Source organism: Cellulomonas sp. C5510 (genome assembly GCF_019797765.1).
Lineage (GTDB): Bacteria > Actinomycetota > Actinomycetes > Actinomycetales > Cellulomonadaceae > Cellulomonas.
Genome location: NZ_CP081862.1, coordinates 3,171,919 through 3,194,678 on the forward strand (window position 1 = coordinate 3,171,919; position 22,760 = coordinate 3,194,678).

At 75.4% G+C, this 22,760-nt stretch carries 18 protein-coding genes; 8 read left to right on the forward strand and 10 right to left on the reverse strand.

Annotated features, from left to right (window positions below; translation table 11 throughout):
• The first annotated feature begins 205 nt into the window (after positions 1-205).
• The 3 genes from pta to K5O09_RS14580 all read left to right on the forward strand — a co-directional run bounded on the left by pta (position 206) and on the right by K5O09_RS14580 (position 5,332).
• A complete protein-coding gene (gene pta / locus K5O09_RS14570) occupies positions 206-2,287 on the forward strand; it encodes a phosphate acetyltransferase (protein WP_222170198.1) in 2,082 nt (693 codons plus the stop codon).
• On the forward strand, positions 2,284-3,471 hold the full coding sequence (locus tag K5O09_RS14575; RefSeq protein WP_222170199.1) for an acetate/propionate family kinase: 1,188 nt from the start codon (positions 2,284-2,286) through the stop codon (positions 3,469-3,471). The genes pta and K5O09_RS14575 overlap by 4 nt, the downstream gene beginning before the upstream one ends.
• A 163-nt stretch (positions 3,472-3,634) precedes the next feature.
• Positions 3,635-5,332, forward strand: a complete 1,698-nt coding sequence (locus K5O09_RS14580; RefSeq protein ID WP_222170200.1) for a diguanylate cyclase — start codon at positions 3,635-3,637, stop codon at positions 5,330-5,332.
• Positions 5,333-5,342: 10 nt separating this feature from the next.
• Here K5O09_RS14580 and K5O09_RS14585 read toward each other — a convergent pair whose 3' ends face one another.
• The 6 genes from K5O09_RS14585 to K5O09_RS14610 form a co-directional block, all read right to left on the reverse strand.
• Entirely contained in the window at positions 5,343-6,980 is a 1,638-nt protein-coding gene (locus tag K5O09_RS14585) for a succinic semialdehyde dehydrogenase (RefSeq protein ID WP_222170201.1), read from the reverse strand.
• 150 nt (positions 6,981-7,130) lie between these two features.
• Positions 7,131-8,864: a phosphoenolpyruvate--protein phosphotransferase gene (gene ptsP, locus K5O09_RS14590; RefSeq protein ID WP_222170202.1), complete on the reverse strand. Its 1,734-nt coding sequence runs from the start codon at positions 8,862-8,864 to the stop codon at positions 7,131-7,133.
• Positions 8,865-8,929: 65 nt separating this feature from the next.
• Positions 8,930-9,907 carry a 1-phosphofructokinase family hexose kinase gene (locus K5O09_RS14595; RefSeq protein ID WP_255595638.1) on the reverse strand — a complete coding sequence of 326 codons (978 nt, stop codon included), beginning with the start codon at positions 9,905-9,907 and terminating at the stop codon, positions 8,930-8,932.
• The gene (locus K5O09_RS14600; RefSeq protein ID WP_222170203.1) at positions 9,904-10,665 is read right to left on the reverse strand and encodes a DeoR/GlpR family DNA-binding transcription regulator; all 762 of its coding nucleotides are present in this window, start codon (positions 10,663-10,665) and stop codon (positions 9,904-9,906) included. The genes K5O09_RS14595 and K5O09_RS14600 overlap by 4 nt, the downstream gene beginning before the upstream one ends.
• 164 nt (positions 10,666-10,829) lie before the next feature.
• Positions 10,830-11,954, reverse strand: coding sequence for a GuaB3 family IMP dehydrogenase-related protein (locus K5O09_RS14605; protein WP_222170204.1), 1,125 nt, complete (start codon positions 11,952-11,954; stop codon positions 10,830-10,832).
• Between the two features lie 94 nt (positions 11,955-12,048).
• Positions 12,049-12,603, reverse strand: a complete 555-nt coding sequence (locus K5O09_RS14610) for a type 1 glutamine amidotransferase domain-containing protein (RefSeq protein ID WP_222170205.1) — start codon at positions 12,601-12,603, stop codon at positions 12,049-12,051.
• A 190-nt stretch (positions 12,604-12,793) separates the two neighbouring features.
• On the opposite strand from K5O09_RS14610, the gene K5O09_RS14615 reads away from it, so the two are divergent.
• Positions 12,794-13,579 carry an exonuclease domain-containing protein gene (locus K5O09_RS14615; protein WP_222170206.1) on the forward strand — a complete coding sequence of 262 codons (786 nt, stop codon included), beginning with the start codon at positions 12,794-12,796 and terminating at the stop codon, positions 13,577-13,579.
• 176 nt (positions 13,580-13,755) lie between these two features.
• Positions 13,756-15,291, forward strand: a complete 1,536-nt coding sequence (locus K5O09_RS14620) for a UDP-N-acetylglucosamine 1-carboxyvinyltransferase (protein WP_255596383.1) — start codon at positions 13,756-13,758, stop codon at positions 15,289-15,291.
• Positions 15,292-15,400: 109 nt separating this feature from the next.
• Here K5O09_RS14620 and guaB read toward each other — a convergent pair whose 3' ends face one another.
• From guaB to K5O09_RS14635, 3 genes are all read right to left on the reverse strand, one after another.
• Positions 15,401-16,930: an IMP dehydrogenase gene (guaB, locus tag K5O09_RS14625; protein WP_222170208.1), complete on the reverse strand. Its 1,530-nt coding sequence runs from the start codon at positions 16,928-16,930 to the stop codon at positions 15,401-15,403.
• A 71-nt stretch (positions 16,931-17,001) separates the two neighbouring features.
• A complete protein-coding gene (locus K5O09_RS14630) occupies positions 17,002-17,679 on the reverse strand; it encodes a response regulator transcription factor (RefSeq protein ID WP_222170209.1) in 678 nt (225 codons plus the stop codon).
• A gap of 100 nt (positions 17,680-17,779) precedes the next feature.
• Positions 17,780-18,991: a MerR family transcriptional regulator gene (locus K5O09_RS14635; protein WP_255595660.1), complete on the reverse strand. Its 1,212-nt coding sequence runs from the start codon at positions 18,989-18,991 to the stop codon at positions 17,780-17,782.
• Positions 18,992-19,316: 325 nt separating this feature from the next.
• Here K5O09_RS14635 and K5O09_RS14640 point away from each other — a divergent pair, with 325 nt between their 5' ends.
• Positions 19,317-19,613 carry a WhiB family transcriptional regulator gene (locus tag K5O09_RS14640; protein ID WP_222170210.1) on the forward strand — a complete coding sequence of 99 codons (297 nt, stop codon included), beginning with the start codon at positions 19,317-19,319 and terminating at the stop codon, positions 19,611-19,613.
• A 262-nt stretch (positions 19,614-19,875) separates the two neighbouring features.
• Here the strand turns inward: K5O09_RS14640 and groES are convergent, their stop codons facing one another.
• The gene (groES, locus tag K5O09_RS14645; RefSeq protein ID WP_222170211.1) at positions 19,876-20,172 is read right to left on the reverse strand and encodes a co-chaperone GroES; all 297 of its coding nucleotides are present in this window, start codon (positions 20,170-20,172) and stop codon (positions 19,876-19,878) included.
• Positions 20,173-20,396: 224 nt separating this feature from the next.
• On the opposite strand from groES, the gene K5O09_RS14650 reads away from it, so the two are divergent.
• Positions 20,397-21,596 (forward strand): class I SAM-dependent methyltransferase, encoded by a 1,200-nt coding sequence (locus K5O09_RS14650; protein ID WP_222170212.1) that lies wholly within the window; start codon positions 20,397-20,399, stop codon positions 21,594-21,596.
• Positions 21,593-22,741: a glutamate--cysteine ligase gene (locus tag K5O09_RS14655; RefSeq protein WP_222170213.1), complete on the forward strand. Its 1,149-nt coding sequence runs from the start codon at positions 21,593-21,595 to the stop codon at positions 22,739-22,741. Before K5O09_RS14650 ends, K5O09_RS14655 begins: the two co-directional genes overlap by 4 nt.
• The last annotated feature ends 19 nt before the right edge of the window (positions 22,742-22,760 follow it).

Here is a 22,760-nt window from a genome sequence, read left to right on the forward strand (position 1 = left end):
CCCCTCGCGGCCGATGGCCCGCACCACCTCGGTGCGGGCCATCGGCCGTCCGGGACCTAGGTCACACGTCGGGGGCCCGCACGGGCCCGGGAGGGCCCGCCGTGGCGACCGTCACCGGCCCTGCGGGCCCACCCGGCCCCTGACGTCCGGCAGAATTCATCCCACCACCCGGCGACACCGCACCGACCAGGAAGAAGCCCCACCCGTGGCCCGCAGCATCTACGTCACGTCCCCGGAAGGGGACACCGGCAAGTCGACCGTGGCACTCGGCCTCGTCGACCTGCTGACCCGCACCGTGCAGAGGGTCGGCGTGTTCCGCCCCATCGCCCGGTCCACCGAGACCCCCGACTACGTGCTGGAGCTGCTGCTCGCCCACGACGGCGTGGACCTCAGCTACGAGGACTGCATCGGCACCACGTACGAGTCCGTGCACGCCGACCCGGAGGCCGCGCTCGCGACCATCGTCCAGCGGTACCACGCGGTCGCCCGGGCCTGCGACGTCGTCGTGATCGTCGGCACCGACTACACCGACATCGCCGGCCCCGCCGAGCTCGGGTTCAACGCCCGGATCGCCGCGAACCTCGGCGCCCCGGTGCTGCTGTGCGTCAAGGGCCAGGGCCGCACCCCCGAGGAGGTCCGCCAGGTCGCCGAGGTCGCCGCCGCGGAGCTCGAGGCCGGGCACGCCCAGGTGGTCGCGATCGTCGCGAACCGCTGCCGCCCCGAGGACGTCGACGCCGTGCGCGCCGAGCTCGCCACCCGCGCGACCGCGTGGGCGCTGCCGGAGGACCCGTTCCTCGTGGCCCCGACCGTCCGCCAGCTCATGGAGTCCGTCGGCGGCCGCCTGGTCGGCGGCGACGAGCAGCTGCTGTCCCGCGAGGCCACCGAGGTGCTCGTCGGCGCGATGTCCATCGAGCACCTGCTGGAGCGCCTGTCCGACGGCGTCGTCGTCATCGTCCCCGGCGACCGCTCGGACATCCTGCTCGGCCTGCTCATGGCGCACACCGCCGACGGCTTCCCGTCGCTGTCCGGCATCATCCTCAACGGCGGGTTCGAGCCGCCGGCCATCGTCACCCGCCTGGTCGACGGCCTGGGCAGCCGCCTGCCGCTGATCCGCACCGAGCTGGGCACGTTCCGCTCGGCGAGCGAGGCAGCCGGCACCCGCGGCCGCCTCTCCGCGGACTCGCAGCGCAAGGTCGACACCGCGCTCGCCCTGTTCGAGAAGTACACCGACGCCGAGGAGGCGCTCGCGGCCCTCGAGGTCCCGGCGCCCGACGTCGTGACGCCGCTGATGTTCGAGTACGAGCTGCTCGACCGGGCCCGGTCGGACCGCAAGCACATCGTGCTCCCCGAGGGCAACGACGACCGCATCCTGCGGGCCGCCTCCACGCTGCTCCAGCGCGAGGTCGCGGACCTGACGATCCTCGGCGACGAGACCGCGATCCGGACCCGCGCGACCGAGCTCGGCCTCAACCTCGCGGCCGCGACGGTCGTCGACCCGAAGTCCGGCGACCTGCTGGAGCGGTTCGCCGCCGAGTACACCGAGATGCGCAAGCACAAGGGCATGACGGTGGAGCGCGCCCGGGAGATCGTGTCCTCGGTGTCGTACTTCGGCACGATGATGGTGCAGCTCGGCCTCGCGGACGGCATGGTGTCCGGAGCCGCCCACACCACGGCCCACACCATCAAGCCGTCCTTCGAGATCATCAAGACCGTGCCCGGCACCTCCGTGGTGTCGTCGGTGTTCCTCATGTGCCTCGAGGACCGCGTGCTCGTCTACGGCGACTGCGCCGTGAACCCGGACCCGACGGCCGAGCAGCTCGCGGACATCGCGATCTCGTCGGCCGCCACCGCCGCGCAGTTCGGGATCGAGCCGCGGATCGCGATGCTGTCGTACTCCACGGGCATGTCCGGCTCGGGCGCCGACGTCGACAAGGTCCGCACCGCGACCGAGCTGGTCCGCGAGCGCCGCCCCGACCTCAACGTCGAGGGGCCGATCCAGTACGACGCCGCGGTGGACGCCTCGGTGGCCCGCACGAAGATGCCCGACTCCGACGTGGCCGGCCGGGCGACCGTGTTCGTGTTCCCCGACCTCAACACCGGCAACAACACGTACAAGGCCGTGCAGCGGTCCGCCGGGGCCGTCGCGGTCGGGCCCGTGCTCCAGGGCCTGCGCAAGCCCGTGAACGACCTGTCCCGGGGCGCCCTGGTGCAGGACATCGTCAACACCGTCGCCATCACGGCGATCCAGGCCCAGGCCATGGGCGCGACCTCGGAAGGCACGAAGTGAACACGGTCCTCGTCATCAACTCCGGCTCCTCGTCGATCAAGTACCAGCTGGTCGACGTCACCAGCGGCGAGGCCCTCGCCTCCGGGATCGTGGAGCGCATCGGCCTCGACGTCGGCAAGGTGAAGCACGAGGGCCCCTCCGGCACCACGGTGCTCGAGCAGCCGGTGCCCGACCACGAGACCGGCATGCGCGTCGTCCTGGACCTGTTCGAGCAGCAGGGGCCGCAGCTCCGCGAGGAGGACCTGACGGCCGTCGGCCACCGCGTCGTCCAGGGCGGCGACGTCTTCGACGGCCCCGCCGTCGTGGACGACGAGGTGCTCGCGCAGATCGACGCCCTGTCCCCCCTCGCCCCGCTGCACAACCCGGCGCACGTGGCGGGCCTCAAGGCGGCGCGGCACGCGTTCCCGAACGTCCCGCACGTGGCCGTCTTCGACACGGCGTTCCACCGCACCATGCCCCCGGCCGCGTACACGTACGCCATCGACCGGGAGGTCGCCGAGCGCTACAAGATCCGCCGCTACGGGGCGCACGGCACGTCGCACCTGTACGTGTCCCGTGCCACCGCCGAGTTCCTCGGCAAGGACGTCACCGAGCTCAACACGATCGTGCTGCACCTCGGCAACGGCGCCTCCGCGTCGGCCGTGCGCGGCGGGGAGTGCATCGACACCTCGATGGGCCTGACCCCGCTCGAGGGCCTGGTCATGGGCACGCGGTCCGGGGACATCGACCCGGCCGTGCTGTTCCACCTGGCCCGTGTCGGCGGCTACACCATCGACGACCTGGACGAGCTGCTCAACCGGAAGTCCGGGATGCTCGGCCTGTCCGGCTACACCGACATGCGCGACGTGCACGACGCGGTCGCGGCGGGCGACGAGCGCGTGAAGACCGCCCTGGACGTCTACTACCACCGCATCAAGGGCTACGTCGGCAAGTACTACGCCGAGCTCGGCCACGTCGACGTCATCACGTTCACCGCCGGCATCGGGGAGAACGACGACATCGTCCGCCTCAACGCCCTGCAGGGCCTGGAGCGCCTGGGCATCCAGGTCGACCCGGAGCGCAACGAGGGCCGCAAGAAGCAGCCGACGGTCATCTCCCCCGACGGAGCGGAGGTCACCGTGCTCGTGATCCCCACCAACGAGGAGCTCGAGATCGCCCGGCAGGCGGTCGCGACGATCGCCTGACGGCACCCGCCGACGCGAGGGCCCGGCACCGGATCCGTCCGGTGCCGGGCCCTCGCGCGTCGGGACACGAAGCCGTCCGCACTCCGGACGTCATCCGTCCGCCGTGCGGACTTCACCCGATCGATGCCTCCAGGCACCCGTCCGGGTACCCGATACCTCCGGTATGACGACTGCCCGAGCGGCGCAGCCGGGTGGCCTGCCCGACTGGCGCTCGGAGCTCGACCGGATCGACCGGCTCTGCGACGCAGCCCCCGCACTCTGCGTCGCCGCCCTGCCCGACCTGCTGGACCGGGCGCAGGCGGAGGGCGCCGTGCCGGTGGAGGTCGAGCTCGAGTACAACGGCGGCTGGGCGCACCACCTCGTAGGGGACGACGCGCTGGCACTCGCCGCGATGGAGCGCGCCCTCGCGCTGGCGACGTCCCACGGCCTGCGCTCCTGGGAGGGCCGGGTGCTGCAGGGGCTCGCGGCGGTCTACAACGGCTTCGGCGACAACCTCTCGGCCCTGGAGTTCCTGGAGCGGTCGCTGGCGATCCGCCGCGAGCTCGACGACACCGAGGGCCTCGCCGCCGCGCTGAACAACCTCGCGGACACGTACATCTCCATGGGCCGGTTCCCGGAGAAGGCCCGCGAGCTCCTGGACGAGGCGGCGACGCTCTGGCCGCTGCTCGACCGCCCCGACGGCACGTGCGCGACGCTGTCCGGCCTGGCCAAGCTCGACACCGACGAGTCCGAGGCCCTCGCGTCGGCCGACCCGGCGCGCGCCCGGGTGCTGGCCGACCGCGCCGTCTCGCTCGCGACCCGCGGCATGCTCGCCGCGCAGGACGGCAACCCGCGCATGGCCGCCGAGGCGCAGATCCGCCTCGCCCGAGCGCACATGGCCCGCGGCGACCTCGCCGCCGCCGAACGGGCCCTCGAGGACGTCGCGGTGGTGCTCCCCGAGATCGCCGCCCGGTACCTGACCATCCGCTACCACGCCGCCCACGGACGTCTCCGGCGGCTGCGCGGGGACCACGCCGCGGCCCGCGCCACGCTCTCCGCCGGCCTGCTGCTGACCGAGCAGACGCTGCGCCCGATGGAGCGCGCCGACCTCCTGCTCGAGCTGGTCCAGGTGCACGAGGACACCGGCGACCTGCGCGCGGCGCTGCAGACCCACCGCCGCTACCACGAGGCCGTGATGCTGCAGCGCGACGCCGCCGCCGAGCGACGCGGCATCGTCGTCAACGCCCAGCTCGAGGTGGAGCGTGTACGCCGGTCGCGGGACCAGGCCCGCAAGCGGCTCGCGGAGCTCGCGGCGCTGAACGAGACCCTGCAGCACGACGCCGCTCACGACCCGCTGACCGGGCTGCTCAACCGCCGCGGCCTCGACGCGATCCTCGCCGCGCGGCTCGGGCAGGAGGAGGGCGTCGCCTACGTCGTGGCGGACATCGACCTGTTCAAGTCCGTCAACGACCAGCACTCCCACCCGGTCGGCGACGAGGTGCTGCGTCGCGTCGCCCAGATCATGACCGGGGCGGTCCGGGTCGGGGACGTCGTGGCCCGGATCGGCGGCGAGGAGTTCACGCTGGTGCTGCTCGACTCGCCGCTCGAGCAGGCCCGGACGGTGTGCGAGCGGATCCGCGGCACCATCGCCGGCTACCCGTGGCACGAGCTGTCGCCGCAGCTGCGCGTCACGCTCAGCCTGGGCGGCGCGATGGCGGCGACCGGCGAGTCCGCCCACGCCCTGGCCGCCCGCGCCGACGCGGCGCTGTACCGCGCGAAGCGCCAGGGCCGCAACCGCGTGCACTTCTCCGAGGACCCGGAGCCGGCCACCGCGCTGCCGACGCCCCCCGCCCCGCCACCGGAGGCGGTGCGCGCCGGCTGACCCCGCCGCGTCAGCGCAGCCGGAGGCGTCGCGCGAGACGCAGCGCCGCCGTCACCTGGGCGGTCCACCGCTCGGGCGGCCCGGAGAGCACCCGTCCCGGACCCGCCGGCGGCACGACGGTGCGCCCCGCGAGGCGCACGCCGTGCACGCCGCGCTGGACCGCGACCGTGCGCGTCGCTGTCAGCGCCAGCAGGCCCTCGCGGCCGTGCCGCCGGCCCCAGCCGGAGTCCCCGCGGCCGCCCTGCGGAGCCGCGACCGAGCCCCACGACGCCTGGTAGCCGTCGTTGACGGCGACGGAGCCCGCCCGCAGCCGCGCCGCGAGCGCCTCCCCCCGGCGCGCGGACCGCGTCCAGATGCTCGCGTGCAGCGCGTACGCCGAGTCGTCGGCCGCCGCGACCGCCTCGTCGTCCGACGCCACCCGCTGCACCGCCACGACCGGCCCGAACGTCTCCTCCCGGAACGCGCGGGCCGCGTCCCCGACGCCCTCCAGCACGGTCGGCTCGTACACGTACGGGCCCAGGTCCGTCCGGTGCCGGCCCCCGGCCAGCACCCGCGCCCCGCCCGACAGCGCGTCCTCGACGTGCTCCACGACGCGGGCGAGCTGCTCGGCGGAGGTCAGGGACCCGATGTCCGACCGGTAGTCCAGCCCCACGCCGACGCGCAGGGCGCGCGTCCGCCGCACGAACGCCGCCAGGAACGCGTCCGCGACGGCCTCGTGCACCAGCAGCCGCTCCACCGACACGCAGAGCTGGCCCGTCCCGCCGAAGCACGCCCGCACCGCCCCCTCCGCCGCTGCCTCCACGTCGACGTCGTCCGCCACGTACAGCGCGTTCTTGCCGCCGAGCTCCAGCGTGGTGGGCACCAGCCGCTCCCCCGCGCGCGCCGCGACCACCCGGCCGGTGCCCGTGGAGCCGGTGAAGACCAGGTGGTCGACGTGGTCGGCGACGGCGGCGCCCACGACCGGCCCGTCGCCGAGCACCACCTGCACCAGCCCGGGCGGCATCCCGGCGTCCTCGAGCAGCTCCACCGCCCACAGCGCCGTCAGCGGCGTCTGGGGGTCCGGACGCAGCAGCACGGCGTCGCCGGCGGCGAGCGCCGGCAGCACGTCGCCGAGCGTCAGGCTGAGCGGGTAGTTCCACGGTGCGACGACGCCGACCACCCCGACCGGGTCGTGCCGGACCCGCACCGACGTCAGCCCCGGGACGAGCCCCGGCCGCCGCTCGGGCGCGAGCAGCGCCGGCGCCCGCAGGCCCAGGTGCCGGGCGACGAGCGCGACGTCCGCGACCTCCTCGAACGCCGCGGCCCGCGCCTTGCCGTTCTCCAGCTGCACCAGGTCCAGCACGTCGCTCTGCCGGGACAGCAGCAGGTCGTGCACGCGCAGCAGCAGCCCCGCCCGCCGCCGGGCCGGGACCGCCGCCCACCGGCGCTGCGCGGCCCGGGCGGCGCGGGCGGCGCGGGCCACGTCGGCGGGCGTGGACGCGGGCAGCGTCGCGAGGGGCGCGCGGGTCCAGGGCGCGTGGTGCGTCACCGTGCCCGCGCCCGCCGACGTCACCACCCGCCGGGCGAGGTCGCGCAGGTCGTCCGGCTCGAGCACCAGGGTGGCGAGCGGGTCGGTCTCCGGGTCCAGGACGCCGTGGTCGGGCACCATGCGCGCCAGGGTACGCGCGCGCCCCGCGGGCGTCGCCGGGCCGCACCGGGCCGCACCCGCCGCACGCGGCCGCACCGAGCCGCACCGGGCCGCACCGGCCACGTCGGGACACGCCCTGGTGCCGCCGGGCCCCGCCGCGCGGCCGGCGCGTCAGAGCCCGAGCGCCGCCCGGGCCTCGGGCGTCACCCGCGCGGTGACCGCCGCCCGCGCCGCCGCGGGGTCCGCCGCCGCGAGCGCCGCGTCCGCCATCTCCCGGCACTGCGCGAGGGTGTGGCGGCGCAGCGCGTACCGCACGGCGGGCAGCGCAGCCGGGGACATCGACAGGCTGGTGACGCCGAGCCCGGCGAGGACGAGCGCCATGAGCGGGTCCGACGCCGACTCCCCGCACACCCCCACGGGCCGGTCGTGCCCGGCGCCCGCCCGCGCCGTGGCGGCGACCAGCTCCAGCACGGCCGGCTGCCACGCGTCGAGCAGGTCCACGAGCTCGCCGCGCAGCCGGTCGGCGGCCATCGTGTACTGCGCCAGGTCGTTGGTGCCGAGCGAGACGAAGTCCACCTCCTCGAGCACCCCGGCGGCGCGCAGGGCGGCGGCCGGGACCTCGACCATGACCCCGACCGTGCGCAGGCCCGCGTCCCGGGCGGCGGCGGCGAACGCCCGCGCCTCCCCCGCGGTCGCGATCATCGGGGCCATCACCCAGGGGTCCGTGCCGGTCTCGCGGCCCGCCCGCGCGAGCGCGGTGAGCTGGTCGGCGAGCAGCCCGGGGGCGGACCGCACGAGCCGGTAGCCCCGGACGCCGAGGGCCGGGTTCTCCTCCGGCGTGAGGTTCGCGAAGGCCAGCGGCTTGTCCGCGCCCGCGTCGAGCGTCCGCACGACGACCTTGCGTCCCGGCCCCACGGCCCGGAGCACCCGCGCGTAGACCTCGGCCTGCTCGTCGACCGTCGGCGCCTGCTGCCGGCCCAGGAACAGCACCTCGGTGCGGAACAGCCCGACGCCCTCCGCGGCGGTCGCGGACAGCCGCTCCGCGTCCTCGGCGGTGCCGATGTTGGCGAGCAGCGCGACCCCGTGCCCGTCGGCGGTGGCGCCGGGGGCGGTGTCCTCCTCCAGCGCGCGCTCCGCCGCCGCGCGGGCCGCGAACGCCGCGCGCGCGTCGTCGTCGGGCTGCACGAGGACGGTGCCGGCGGCGGCGTCGACCCCGACCACCACCCCGTCGGGCAGGCCCGCGGCACCGGCGGTGCGCACCACGCACGGGATGCCGTTCTGCCCCGCGATGATCGCCGTGTGCCCGGTGGGGCCGCCCTCCTCGGTGACGAGCGCGAGCACCCGCTCGAGGTCCAGGGCGGCGGTGTCGGCCGGCGCCAGGTCCCGTGCCACGACGACGGACGGTTCACGCAGCTCGGGGACGCCAGGGGCGGGCAGGCCGGCCAGGCGGGCGACGACGCGGTCGCGGACGCTGCGCAGGTCGGTCACGCGCTCCGCGAGGTAGCCGCCGGCCTGCTCGAACATCGCGGCGAACTGGCCGACCACCGCGTCGAGGGCCCCGACGGCCGGCTCGCCGCCGCGCACGCGCGCGAGCACCTGATCGCGCAGCGCCGGGTCGTCGGCCATCATCGCGGTCGCGCCCAGCACCTCGGCGACGGTCCCGCCCGCCCGGTCGGCCTGCGCGCGCAGCGCCTCGGCGACGTCCGCGAACGCCGCGACGACCGCGTCGGGCACGTCGGCCTCCGGCACGGGTGCACCGTCCCGGACCACGGGCGCGTCGCCGGGCACGGCCGGGGCGGGCTGCACCCGCACGACCGGGCCCACGGCGACACGCCGGCCCACCCCCACGCCGTGCAGGAGCGTCCCGGGGGCGGGAGCGGTGGCGGACTCGGTGCGCGTGCTCATGGTCTCTCCGTCGAGGTGGGGGCGAGCGGGTGCGGGTGTCGGGGGCTGCGGGCCCGGGCGGTCCCTCAGAGCTCCTGGAGCGCGAGGGCGGGGTCGGGATCGGCGACGACGGCGACCTCGTCGGGGCGGACGTCGGCGGGGCACGGGGCCTCGGTGCCGGGCAGCAGGACGGCGGCGCGCCCCCAGGCCACGGCACGTCGCAGCCGCTCGGCCGGTTCCCCCGGCGCGGCCAGGTACCCGGCGAGCGTGGAGTCCCCGGCGCCGACCGTGGAGACGGGCTGCAGCGGCGCTCCGCCGGCCCACCAGGAACCGCCGCCGGTCACGAGCAGCGCGCCGTGCGCCCCGAGGCTGACGAGCACCGCGTCGGTCCCCGCGGCCCGCACGGTCGCCGCGGCGGCCAGCACGTCCCCGACCGTCACGAGGTCCCGCCCGGCGAGCTCCGCGAGCTCCTCGTCGTTGGGCTTGACCAGGGCGAGCCCCCCGTGCCGCACGGCGGCGGCCAACGGCTCGCCGGAGGTGTCGAGCACCACCGGGACGCCGTGCCGCGCGCCGAGGTCGGCGACCCGGGTGAAGAACGCGTCGTCGACCCCCGCGGGCAGGCTGCCGGCGGCGACGACCGCCGTCGCCCCCGCGAGCACCTCCGCCTCCACGGCGGCGAGCAGGGCGTCGACCTCCGCGGCGGACAGCGCCGGCCCGGGGGCGTTGATCTTGGTGGTCGCACCGCTCGACTCCGTGAGCGTGATGTTGGACCGGGTGTCGCCCGCCACCGGCACGGGACGGGCGGTCACCCCCTGGGCGGCCAGCAGCGCGACGAGCTGGGCGCCGTCCGCGCCGCCCGACGGCAACACGGCGCAGGTCGCGACGCCGTGCACCGCGAGCGCCCGGGACACGTTGATCGCCTTGCCGCCGGGGTGCTGGTGCGTGCCGACCGCCCGGTTGACCTCGCCGGGCAGCAGGACGTCGAGGTCGAGCGCCCGGTCCAGGCTGGGGTTCGGTGTGAGGGTGACGACCCGGGGCGTCACGGCCGCCCGCGAGCCGGTCACGCGCGCACCACCCGCGGGCCCGCGGCCTCGATCTCGTCGGCGACCTCGGGCTGCACGCCGGCGTCGGTCACCAGCGTGTCGACCTCCGCCAGCGGCGCGACGTGCGCGAAGTCCTCGCGGCCGAGCTTGCTGTGGTCGGCGAGCACGACGATCCGGCGTGCGGCCTGCACGAGCGCCCGCTTGACCGCCGCCTCCGCGAGGTCGGGTGTCGTGAGGCCGTGCTCGACGCTCAGGCCGTTGGTGCCGAGGAACGCCACGTCCGCGCGGATGTCGGCGAGCTCGCGCAGCGCCCAGGTGCCGACCGCGGCGAGGGTGCGGCCCCGGACCGTCCCGCCGACCAGGTGCAGCGTGACGCCGGGCCGGGTGGCGAGCACGGTGGCGACCGGCAGCGCGTGCGTCACGACGGTGAGCTCGCGGTCGGCCGGCAGCAGCTCCGCCAGCCGCACGGTGGTGGTGCCGGCGTCGAGGATGAGCGAGCCGCCGTCGGGCAGCTCGTCGAGGGCGGCCTTCGCGATGCGGTCCTTCTCCCCCGCGAGCAGCCCCTCGCGCTGGGCGAGCCCGGGCTCGAACCCGAGCTGCTCGACGGGGATGGCACCGCCGTGCACCCGCCGGACCAGGCCGTGGCGCTCCAGCACCGTCAGGTCGCGGCGCACCGTCTCGGGAGTCACGTCGAGCCGTGTGGCCAGCGACGCGACGTCGACCCGTCCGTCCCGCCGCGCGGCGGCGAGGATCTGCTGCTGGCGCTCCGTTGCGTACACGTCCGCTCCGTCGAGGTCCCGGGCCGCCGGGTGTCGCCCGGCGGCGGTGCGGGTCCAGCATGGCCCAGGTCAGACCCAAAACGCAAGCAAACAAACCGACCCGGGGCGAGATCCACACAGATCCGGGCAGGAACGGGCATCGCGGCCCCGCGCTCCCGTGGGGCTCAGCGCGGCTGGTACGGCGAGACGACGATCTCGACGCGCTGGAACTCCTTGAGGTCCGAGTACCCGGTGGTCGCCATGGCCCGGCGGAGCGCCCCGATGAGGTTGAGCGAGCCGTCCGCGGTCGAGCCGGGGCCGAACAGCACCTGCTGCAGCGTCCCCGCCCGCCCGACGTGCACGCGCTCCCCGCGCGGCAGGTGCGGGTGGTGCGCCTCCGGGCCCCAGTGCCAGCCGCCGCCCGGCGCGTCCGTCGCCCGGGCGAGCGCGGCCCCGAGCATGACGGCGTCCGCGCCGCACGCGACGGCCTTCACCAGGTCGCCCGACCGGCCCACCCCGCCGTCCGCGATGACGTGCACGTACCGGCCGCCGGACTCGTCCAGGTAGTCCCGGCGCGCGGCCGCGACGTCCGCGACCGCCGTGGCCATCGGGGCGTGGATGCCGAGCGAGACGCGTGTGGTGTGCGCCGCGCCGCCGCCGAACCCGACCAGCACGCCCGCCGCCCCGGTGCGCATGAGGTGCAGCGCCGCGGTGTACGTGGACGCGCCGCCGACGACCACCGGCACGTCGAGCTCGTAGATGAAGCGCTTGAGGTTCAGCGGCTCGGCCCGGCCGGAGACGTGCTCGGCCGACACCGTGGTGCCGCGGATGACGAACAGGTCGACGCCGGCGTCGACGACGTCCTTCCAGAACTCCTGCGTGCGCTGCGGGGACAGCGCGCCCGCGACCGTCACGCCGGCGTCGCGGATCTCGCCGATGCGGCGCCGGATGAGCTCCGGCTGGATCGGCGCCGCGTAGATCTCCTGCATGCGGGCGGTCGCCTCGTCGGCCGGGAGCTCGGCGATCCGGGCGAGCAGCGGCTCGGGGTCCTCGTAGCGGGTCCACAGCCCCTCGAGGTCGAGCACGCCCAGGCCGCCCGCGCGGCCGAGCGCGACGGCCGTGGCCGGGCTCATGACCGAGTCCATCGGCGCCGCCAGCACCGGCAGGTCGAAGTGGTAGGCGTCGATCTGCCAGCCGACCGAGACCTCCTCCGGGTCCCGGGTGCGCCGGGAGGGCACCACGGCGATGTCGTCGAAGGAGTACGCGCGCCGCCCCCGCTTGCCGCGGCCGATCTCGATCTCGTTGCTCACCGGCCCAGGCTACCGGCGCGGACGCCCCCGTCGCCGGGGACGCCCACGCCGGTGCGACGGGCCCGGCGCCGACCCGCCGGCGCCGGGCCGCGGTTCAGCCCGCGACCGCGTCGACGACCGCCGCGCAGAAGGCGGGCAGGTCGTCGGGGTTGCGCGAGGTGATCAGCGTGCTGGCGCCGCTCTGCGACACGACGACCTCCCGGTCGACCCAGTCGGCACCGGCGTTGCGCAGGTCGGTCGCCAGGCTCGGGTAGGACGTCAGCGTGACGCCGTCCACGACGCCCGCCTCGATCAGCGTCCACGGGCCGTGGCAGATCGCCGCGACGGGCTTGCCCGCACCGACGACCGCGCGCACGAGCGCCTGCGCGCCCTCCTGCGTGCGCAGGGTGTCGGCGTTGACGGTGCCGCCCGGGATGACGAGGGCGTCGACGTCGTCCGCCGACACCTGGTCGAGCGTGCGGTCCACCGGGTAGTCGCCGCCCGGGTCGAGGTCGTTGTTGACGGCGCTCACCGTGCCCGCCTCCGCGGACACCAGCACGGGTGTGCCGCCCTCGTCGACCACGGCCTGCCAGGGCGCGGTCAGCTCGGGCTCCTCGATCCCCTTGCTGCTGGTCAGGAACGCGACGGTCCGGCCGGTCAGGCGTGCCATGACGTCTCCTCTCGGTGGGTGCTCCCCGCTGTCCGCGGGCTCCTCCCACCCTCACCCCGGCGGTGCCCGGCCGCATCTCGCCGGGCGGTGCGGGCCGGCCGGCCGGTCCGGGCCGCGACAGGCCGGGGCCGGTTCCCCGGCCGCGTGGGTGGCCGGTGCGATGCTGACAGGGCAGGAAGGAGTGCGACGCATGACCTGGACGGACGGGCCGCTGCTGGGCTTCGACACGGAGACCACCGGCGTCGACGTGGACCACGACCGCATCGTCACCGCGGCGCTGGTGCGGAGGGACGCCACGGGCACGCACGTCCGCACGTGGCTGATCGACCCGGGCGTGCCCATCCCGGAGGCCGCGAGCGCGATCCACGGCATCAGCACCGAGCACGCGCGCGCCCACGGCAGGGCGCCCCGGCCGGCGCTGGACGAGATCGCGGACGCCATCGCCGGTGCCGTCCGCGACGGCGTGCCGGTGGTCGCCTACAACGCGTCGTTCGACCTGTGCCTGCTGGAGGCCGAGCTGCGCCGCCACCACCTGCCCACGGTCGAGGACCGCCTGGACGGCGAGCTGCGCCCGGTGATCGACCCGCTGGTGCTGGACCGCGCGGAGGACCGGTACCGCAGGGGCAAGCGCAAGCTCGTCGACCTCTGCGGCGTGTACCAGGTGGTCGACACCGGCAGCCTGCACACCGCCGACGTCGACGTGGTGGCCACGCTCGACGTGCTCGAGCGGATCGTCGGGCGGTTCCCGCACCTCGGTGACCTCGACCTCGTGTCCCTGCACGACTACCAGGTGACCGCGCACCGGGCGTGGGCGGAGGCGTTCAACGCCTGGCGCGACGAGCGCGGCCTGCCCGGCCCCGGGGCGGAGCACACGTGGCCCAGCCGCGGGCGCCGGCAGCCGGCCCCGCCCGTCCACGACCCGGCGCGCGACCTGCGGTTCGCGGGGCACCCCGTCCAGGACACGCTGATCGCCTGACCTGCGGCGCCGACCTCACCGGTGAGGTCGGGACGACCCCGTGAACGCCCCGCGCACAGGATCTCCTCATTCTGCGCCGCGCAGATATCTCATCCATGAGATACGTTCGCTCGGTGACCACGACCTCCGAGACCGCGACCGGCACGATCCCCGCCGTCAACGCGCCGAACTCCCCCGTGACCCCCACGCTCCCCGAGCAGCTCGCCCACGTGGGCTCGCTCGTCCGGTCCGCCCGCCGCCACCGCGGCCTCACGCAGACCCAGCTCGCCGAGCTGCTCGGCACCAGCCAGTCCGCCGTCCACCGCATCGAGCAGGGCTCCCAGAACCTCAGCCTCGACATGCTCACGCGCATCGGCGCGGCGCTCGACGCCCCCATCGTGACCCTCGGCGGCCCCCAGCACACCCACCTGCGCGTGCAGGGCGGCGTCCGCCTCGAGGGCCGGCTCGACGTCAACACCTCCAAGAACGGCGCCGTCGCGCTGCTGTGCGCGTCGCTGCTCAACCGCGGCACCACGCGCCTGCGCAACGTCGCCCGGATCGTCGAGGTGGACCGCATCGTCGACGTGCTGCGGTCCGTCGGCGTCCGCGCCACCTGGTCGAACGACGGCCACGACCTCGAGATCGTCGTGCCGAAGGACCTCGACCTCGAGGCCATCGACGTGGACGCGGCACGCCGGACCCGGTCGATCATCATGTTCTTCGGCCCGCTGCTCGGCCAGCTCGACGAGTTCCACCTGCCGTACGCCGGCGGCTGCGACCTCGGCTCGCGCACCGTCGAGCCGCACATGATCGCCCTGCGCCCGTTCGGGCTGTCCGTGACGGCCACGGCAGGGCGCTACCACGCCCGCGTCACCGACCCCGGCCGCCGCGACCTGTCGATCGTGCTCACCGAGCGCGGCGACACCGTCACCGAGAACGCCCTCATGGCCGCCGCCCGCCGCGACGGCGTCACGACCATCCGGAACGCCAGCCCCAACTACATGGTCCAGGACCTGTGCTTCTACCTGGAGCTGCTGGGCGTGCGGGTCGACGGCATCGGGACCACCACGCTCACCGTGCACGGCAAGGCGGAGATCGACGCGGACGTGGAGTACGCGGTGTCCGAGGACCCGGTCGAGGCGATGAGCCTGCTGACCGCCGGCATCGTCACCGGCTCGGAGATCACCGTCGGCCGGGTGCCGATCGAGTTCATGGAGATCGAGCTCGCGACGCTGTCCGAGATGGGCCTGCGGTACACGCTGTCGCCGGAGTACACCGCGCACAACGGCCGCACCCGGCTCGTGGACATCACCGTGCACCCGAGCGACCTGCGCGCGCCGCTCGACAAGATCCACCCGATGCCGTTCCCCGGCCTCAACATCGACAACCTGCCGTTCTTCGCGGTCATCGCGGCATGCGCGACCGGGTCGACGCTCGTGCACGACTGGGTCTACGAGGGCCGCGCGATCCACCTCACGGACCTCACCCGGCTCGGCGCCGACGTGCGGCTGCTCGACGCGCACCGGCTGCAGGTGTCCGGCCCGACCCACTGGTCCGGCGCCGAGGTGTCCTGCCCGCCGGCGCTCCGGCCCGCGGTGGTGATCCTGCTGGCGATGCTCGCCGCCAAGGGCACGAGCGTGCTGCGCAACGTCGACATCATCGCCCGCGGGTACGAGCAGCTGCAGGAGCGGCTGGTCGAGCTCGGCGCCCAGATCGAGACGTTCCGCGACTGACCGCCGACGCGACGGGGGCCGGGTGCGCGTGCACCCGGCCCCCGTCCGCACGTCCGCGCCGACGGCGGACGGCGCCGTCGGCGGACCGTGCCGTCAACGGACCGTGCCGTCAGCGGACCGTGTAGTTCGGGGACTCCGAGATCATCTGGACGTCGTGCGGGTGGCTCTCCTTGAGGCCCGCCGGCGTGATGCGGACGAACTTCCCGCGCGCCTGGAGCTCCGGAACCGTCCGCGCGCCGACGTAGAACATCGACTGGTGCAGGCCGCCCACCAGCTGGTGCGCGACGGCCGCGAGCGGGCCGCGGTACGGGACCTGGCCCTCGATGCCCTCGGTGATGATCTCGTCGTCGGTGAGGTCGCCCTGGAAGTAGCGGTCCTTGGAGTACGACCGGCGGTCGCCGCGGCTCTGCATCGCACCGAGCGACGCCATGCCGCGGTAGCGCTTGAACTGCTTGCCGTTGACGAACACCAGGTCACCGGGCGACTCGTCGCAGCCGGCGATGAGGCCACCGACCATGACGCTGTCCGCGCCCGCCACGAGGGCCTTCGCGATGTCGCCGGAGTACTGGAGGCCGCCGTCGGCGATGACCGGGACGCCCGCGGGCTTCGCGGCCAGCGAGGCCTCGTAGACCGCGGTGACCTGCGGGACGCCGACGCCGGCGACCACGCGCGTGGTGCAGATGGAGCCCGGTCCGACACCGACCTTCACCGCGTCCACACCCGCGTCGACCAGCGCCTGCGCGCCCTCGCGGGTCGCGATGTTGCCGCCGATGACCTGGACGTGCTTCGTGGCCGGGTCGGACTTGATGCGGCGCACCATGTCGAGCATGAGCCGGGCGTGGCCGTTGGCGGTGTCGACGACGAGCGCGTCCACGCCGGCCTCGACCAGGGCGCTCACGCGGTCCCAGGCGTCACCGAAGAACCCGACGGCCGCGGCGACGACCAGGCGGCCGGACGCGTCCTTGGTGGCCAGCGGGTACTGCTCGGACTTCACGAAGTCCTTGACGGTGATGAGGCCCTGGAGGCGCCCGTCGGCGTCCACGAGCGGCAGCTTCTCGACCTTGTGCTTGCCGAGCAGCGCCGCGGCGTCGTCGTTCGAGATGCCGACCGGTCCGGTGACCAGCGGCATCGACGTCATCGTGTCGCGCACCCTGCGGGTGGCGAACTCGGCCGGCGGCACGAAGCGCAGGTCGCGGTTGGTGATGATGCCCAGCAGGCGGCGGTCCTCGTCCACGACCGGCAGCCCGGACACGCGGTACTTCGCGCACAGGGCGTCGAGCTCGGCGAGCGTGGCGTCGGGGCCCACGGTCACGGGGTCGGACACCATGCCGGACTCGGAACGCTTCACCAGGTCGACCTGGTGGGCCTGCGCCTCGATCGACAGGTTGCGGTGCAGCACGCCGATGCCGCCCTGGCGGGCGAGCGCGATGGCCATGCGCGACTCGGTGACGGTGTCCATCGCGGCGGACACGAGCGGGATCGACAGGGAGATCTCACGCGTGAGACGGGTCGTGGTGTCGACCTCGCTCGGGATGACGTCGGTCTCGCCCGGGAGGAGCAGGACGTCGTCGTAGGTGAGACCGATGAAGCCGAACGGGTCGGCAGGCGCGGCGGATCCAGGGGTACCCAGGTCGGTCATCCCCCGATGATACGGCGGTTCGCGACGGCACCCCGACGCCCTCCCGGCGGGACCTGCGCGACCCCGGCAGGTCAGCGGATGAGGCCCCGCCGCAGCCCGATCGCGACCGCCTGCGCCCGGTCCGCCGCCCCGAGCTTGCGGAACAGCCGGCGGGCGTGGGTCTTGATGGTGTCCTCGGACAGGAACAGCTCCTGGCCGATCTGCGCGTTCGACCTGCCGTTGCTCATGCCGACGAGCACCTCGACCTCGCGCTTGGTGAGCGAGACCTCGTCCCGGGAGGTGCCGGCCTGCACCGGCAGGTCCGCCCGGGCGACGGCGGGCGTGGGTGCGCTGGCGACGGCGCCGTGCGCGGGCACGGCGTCCGGGACGCCGGCGGGCAGTGCCGGGCTGGCGAGGATGTGGGCGGCGACGGCGGCGAGCTCCGCCCGGCCGACGTCCGGGGCGAGGTAGCCGCGCGCGCCGAGGGCGATCGCCCGGTCCAGGGCGATCTCGTCGCCCGGCACCGCGAGCATGACGACCGTCGACTGGGACGGCACGGCGCGCAGCCGCCGGATCGCCTCGACCGGGCCGGGCGACGGCAGGTGCGCGTCGAGCAGCACGATCGTCGGTGGCACCCGGCGAGCGAGCGTCACGAGCTCCTCGACCGTGGCGGCGGCGCGGACAGGAGCGAGCGCGGGGACCCCCAGTGCCGTCAGGACGATGCGCTCGCGCACCGCCGTCGACCCGTGGCACACCACGACGCCAGCCATCGACCTCCGCCTTCCGCCTGTGCCCGGTCCTGACGGACCCGGCTTCTAGGTGTATCGGCCGGATCAGGCGCGACGTTAGCGCGAACGGGTCACGGATCGGTCACCGGCAGACCGCGAGCACCTCGTGCACGAGACCGGGGACCGTGCGGACGCGGTACACCTCCGGCCCGCGGGGGACGGCCGGGGACGCCTCGTCGGGCACCATCGCGAAGACCGGCAGGTCGGGGTGCTGCTCCACGAGCGCCGCCAGCGTGGCGAGGTCCGGGGCCGGCTGCTCGCTCGTGAGCACCACCGCCGACGGCGACGTCATCGCGGTGATCTCCAGCAGCCGGTGCCGCCCGGTCGGCCCGGCGACGACGCGCGCGTCCACGCCCGCGTCCGCCAGCGCCCCCGCCAGCACGTGCAGCGACAGCGGCCTCGGCTCCCCGGGAGCGGCCAGCAGCAGCGCGATCCGCCGACGGGACGGGTGCCCCGGCACCCGCCCGGACCGGTCGCGGAGCACCGCGAGCGCGGCGGCGACCACGAGCGCGTCGGGCTCGTCGCCGGGGCGCGCCAGCACGGTGCGGGAGGCGATCCCGGCGCGCGCCGGGGCGACCAGCTCCGACCACCACCGCGTCAGGTCGGTGCCGGCGGGCACGGCGAGCAGGCGGGCGACCTCGCCGGCGTCGGCCCGCAGCGCGGCGTCGATCACGGCGGTGGGCGTGGCGGGCCGTCCGGCGCGTGGCGGCACCCGCACGGTGCCGAGTGCCGTCACGCCGGCGAGGCCCGCGACCGGCGGGGTGCCCTCCGGGGCGTCGCCGACGTCGGGCACGGCGGTCAGGTGCCGCCCGGCAGGCTCCACCGCGGCGACGCCCTCCCGGGCGAGGCGCGCTGCGTCCGACGGCGGCACGCCGTCCAGCGTGAGGGCCCGCATCCTCATCAGCCGGGCCACGTCGGCCGCGCTGTAGCGGCGGTGCGCGCCCGCGGTGTGCTCGGACGGACCGAGGCCGTACCGGCGGTCCCACGTGCGCAGCGTCGCGGGCGCGACGCCGAGCCGACCCGCGACCGCGGCCACGGTCAGCGTCGGTGCGACGTCGCCGGCGTCCGGGGTCGGGAGCCCGGTCGGCGGCGTCGGGGCAGGCGTCCCCGCCGGGTCGGGCGGTCGCGACGCGTCGGCCGGGTGGCTCGGGTCGGCCGGCTCGGCCGGGTGGGTCGGCTCGGCCGGGTGGGTCGGCTCGGCCGGGTGGGACGGGTCGGCCGCATCCGTCGCGTCGGTGGCGTGCGGGCCCACCACCGGTCCCTGCCCCGCCGTGCCGCCGTCGTCGCTGTGCATCTCGTCCGTCTCGTCCGCGCCCGTCGTCTTCGCGCCCCGCCGATTGTGCCGGGGATGTGGCGCGGTTTCCACCGGCGGCTGACGCGTTCGGCAGGCGCCCCACCCGGGGAGATTCGCGCCCGGATCGCGTCATCGCAGGTGAGGTGAGCCACAAATCGCTTCACGTGAGATCTCGACACGGTCTTGAACAACTCCTGGCGCGGTTGTACTGTCTCCATCAGTGCAGTTCGACGCCGCGCCAGGGACCGAGGTCCCAGGAGGCGGGCGAACCGCCTCACTCGCACGATCAGCCCGGCGGCTCGCCGCCGGAGGTATGGAGGAGCACATGGCCGAGATCTCCCGCCTCCCGGGACCCGTGATGGAGCTCTGGGAGTGGCAGTACGAGGGGGCCTGCCGGGACGCCGACCAGGACCTGTTCTTCCACCCCGAGGGCGAGCGCGGGGCGGCCCGTCGGCGCCGCGCCGAGGCGGCCAAGGCCATCTGCGCCACCTGCCCGGTCATCAACGAGTGCCGCGAGCAGTCCCTCACGGTCCGCGAGCCGTACGGCGTGTGGGGCGGCCTGTCCGAGGACGAGCGCGCCGCCGTCCTCGCCGCCGGGCGCACCCGGACCCAGGTGGTCTGACCCCACCCCTGACGTGGCGACCGCCGCGGTGCGATACCGCCCGGTCGCCGATCACGACGACGAGGCCCCCATCCGCGTGCGGAGGGGGCCTCGTCGTGCGCGTGGGACCGACGCGCGCGTCCGCCGACGGCGGGACGCCGACCGCACGGCCCGGGAGGTGGGCCGGCCGCGGCCGGCCCACCGGCCCGTGCACGACGAGGCCCCCCTCCGCGGACGGAGGGGGGCCTGGTCACCGGGCCGGCCGCTCAGGGCCGGCGCGGTGTCACTTGGTGACGATCGCGAGGATGTCGCGGGCGGAGAGGATCAGGTACTCCTCGCCGTCGTACTTCACCTCGGTGCCGCCGTACTTGCTGTAGATGACCTTGTCACCGACGGCCACGTCGAGCGGGACGCGGTTGCCGTTGTCGTCGACGCGGCCCGGGCCGACCGCCAGGACCTCGCCCTCCTGGGGCTTCTCCTTGGCGCTGTCCGGGATGACCAGACCGGAGGCGGTCGTCTGCTCCGCCTCGAGCGTCTTGACGACGATGCGGTCCTCGAGCGGCTTGATGGAGACCGACACAGCGGACCTCCCCTTCGCGTGTGAGTGCTGCCTGATGTCCGTTGCCGCACCGTGCTCACGGCCGACGTCGTCGCGGGTGCCGGCGGCCGTGCGGGGCGGTTGGCACTCCCGGTACGAGAGTGCCGATCAGCACTCTAGGAACCCGTTAGCACTCGGTCAAGGCGAGTGCCAGCGCCGACCGGCCGCGCCGGGTCCGCGGGGGCGCGCCGTGCGAGGATCGCGGCATGGACGCGTCCGGCCTCGCCAAGCTGCTCAGCCCCGAGGGCTGGGCCCTGCTGTCGGCGCTGCCCCCGTACGACGAGCACCACGCGATGGCGCTGTCGGAGCGGTTGCGGCGTGACGGGTTCGCCGCCGACCTCGTCGCGGCCGCCCTCACCCAGTCCCGGCTGCGCGCGCGGGCGCACGCCAAGCTCGGGGAGTTCGCCGACGGCATGCTGTTCACCCCCGCCGGCCTGGAGCAGGCCACGCGTCTGGTCGTCGCGGCGCAGCACGCCCGTCGGTACCAGGCCGCAGGCGTGCAGCGCGTCGCGGACCTCACGGCCGGGATCGGCGCGGACGCGATGGCGTTCGCGGGCGTCGGGCTGCGGGTGCTGGCCGTCGACGCGGACGAGACCACCGCCGCGCTCGCGACCGTCAACCTGCGCCACTTCCCGGAGGCCGAGGTGCGCCACGGCGACGGCCTGGCGACCGACCTGGAGGCCGAGGGCGTCGACGGCGTGTACGCCGACCCCGCCCGACGCACGGCGGGCGGCAGCCGCGTGTTCGACCCGTCGGCGTACGCCCCGCCGCTGGACGCCGTCCTGGCGCTGCGCGGGCGCGTGCCCGCGCTGGGCCTCAAGCTCGGCCCCGGCGTGCCGCACAGCGCCCTGCCGGACGACGCCGAGGCGCAGTGGGTGTCCGTGGACGGCGACGTGGTCGAGCTCGGGCTCTGGTTCGGCCCGCTCGCCCCGGAGGGGCCGGGACGGTCCGCGCTCCTGCTCGGGGGCTCCGGCGGGTCGGTGCTGCTGCGCGGCGGTGCCGCGACCACCGACCCGCACCCGCCCGTCGGGCCCGTCGGCGCCTACCTGTACGAACCGGACGGTGCGGTGATCCGCGCGGGGCTCGTGGCCGAGGTCGTCGCCGACGTGCAGGGCCGCCTGCTGGACCGCACCATCGCGTACGTGACCTCGGACGCGCTGCACACCACGCCGTCCGCCACGGCGTACCGCGTGCTGGACGACCTGCCGTTCGGGCTGAAGCGACTGCGGGCGTACCTGCGCGAACGGGACGTCGGCGCGCTGACCGTCAAGAAGCGCGGCACGGCGGTGGTGCCCGAGCAGCTCCGGCGGCAGCTCGACCTGCGGGGCTCCGTCCCGGCGACGATCGTGCTGACGCGGGTCGCCGGCCAGCAGCGGGTGCTCCTCGTCGAGCCGGTCGGCGCATGACGACGCCGGCGCGGCTGCCGTTCGCGCGGTCGGAGCGGTCCACCGTCGGCATCGAGTGGGAGCTCGCGCTCGTCGACGCGGACTCCGGTGACCTCCGACAGGTCGCCAGCACCGTGCTCGACGCCGTGCGACCGGCCGACGGCGACGAGCACCCCGCCATCAAGCAGGAGCTCCTGCTCAACACGGTCGAGGTCGTCTCCGGCGTCTGCCGCACGGTCGGCGAGGCGGGGGCCGACCTGCAGCGCGCGATCGACGAGGTCCGCACCGTGACGGACCCGCTGCGCGTCGAGCTGATGAGCGCCGGCACGCACCCCTTCGCCCGCTGGACCCAGCAGAAGGTCACCGACAAGGAGCGCTACGCCACGCTCATCGACCGCACGCAGTGGTGGGGCCGCCAGATGCTCATCTACGGCGTGCACGTGCACGTCGGCGTCGAGGACCGCGCCAAGGTGCTGCCGATCTCCCGGGCGCTGCTGACCTGCTTCGCGCACCTGCAGTCCCTGTCGGCCTCCAGCCCGTTCTGGGGCGGCAAGGACACCGGGTACGCGTCCAACCGGGCGCTGATGTTCCAGCAGCTGCCCACGGCAGGGCTGCCGTTCCAGTTCGAGCAGTGGGAGCAGCTCGAGGCGTACGTGGGCGACATGCTGCACACCGGCGTGATCGACGCGTTCGACGAGGTGCGCTGGGACGTGCGCCCCTCGCCGCGGTTCGGGACGGTCGAGACCCGCATCTGCGACGGCTCCCCCACCCTGCTGGAGGTCACGGCGCTCGCCGCCCTCACGCACTGCCTGGTCGAGCACTTCTCGACGCTGCTGGACGGCGGCGAGGAGCTGCCGACGATCCCGCCGTGGTTCGCCCAGGAGAACAAGTGGCGCTCCGCCCGCTACGGCATGGACGCCATCATCATCACGGACGCCGCCGGCGAGGAGGAGCTCGTCACCGACGCCGTCGCCCGGCTGCTGCGCGACCTGGAGCCGGTGGCCGACCGGCTGGGCTGCGCGGCCGAGCTGGACGCCGTGCGCGTGATCCTCCGCAAGGGCGCGTCCTACCAGCGGCAGCGGGCGGTGGCGCGTCGGAACGCCGGCGAGCTCGACGCGGTGGTCGCCTCGCTGGTGGCCGAGATGCGGGCCGGCCGGCCGCTGTAGCCCGGCCGGGACGCCGGTC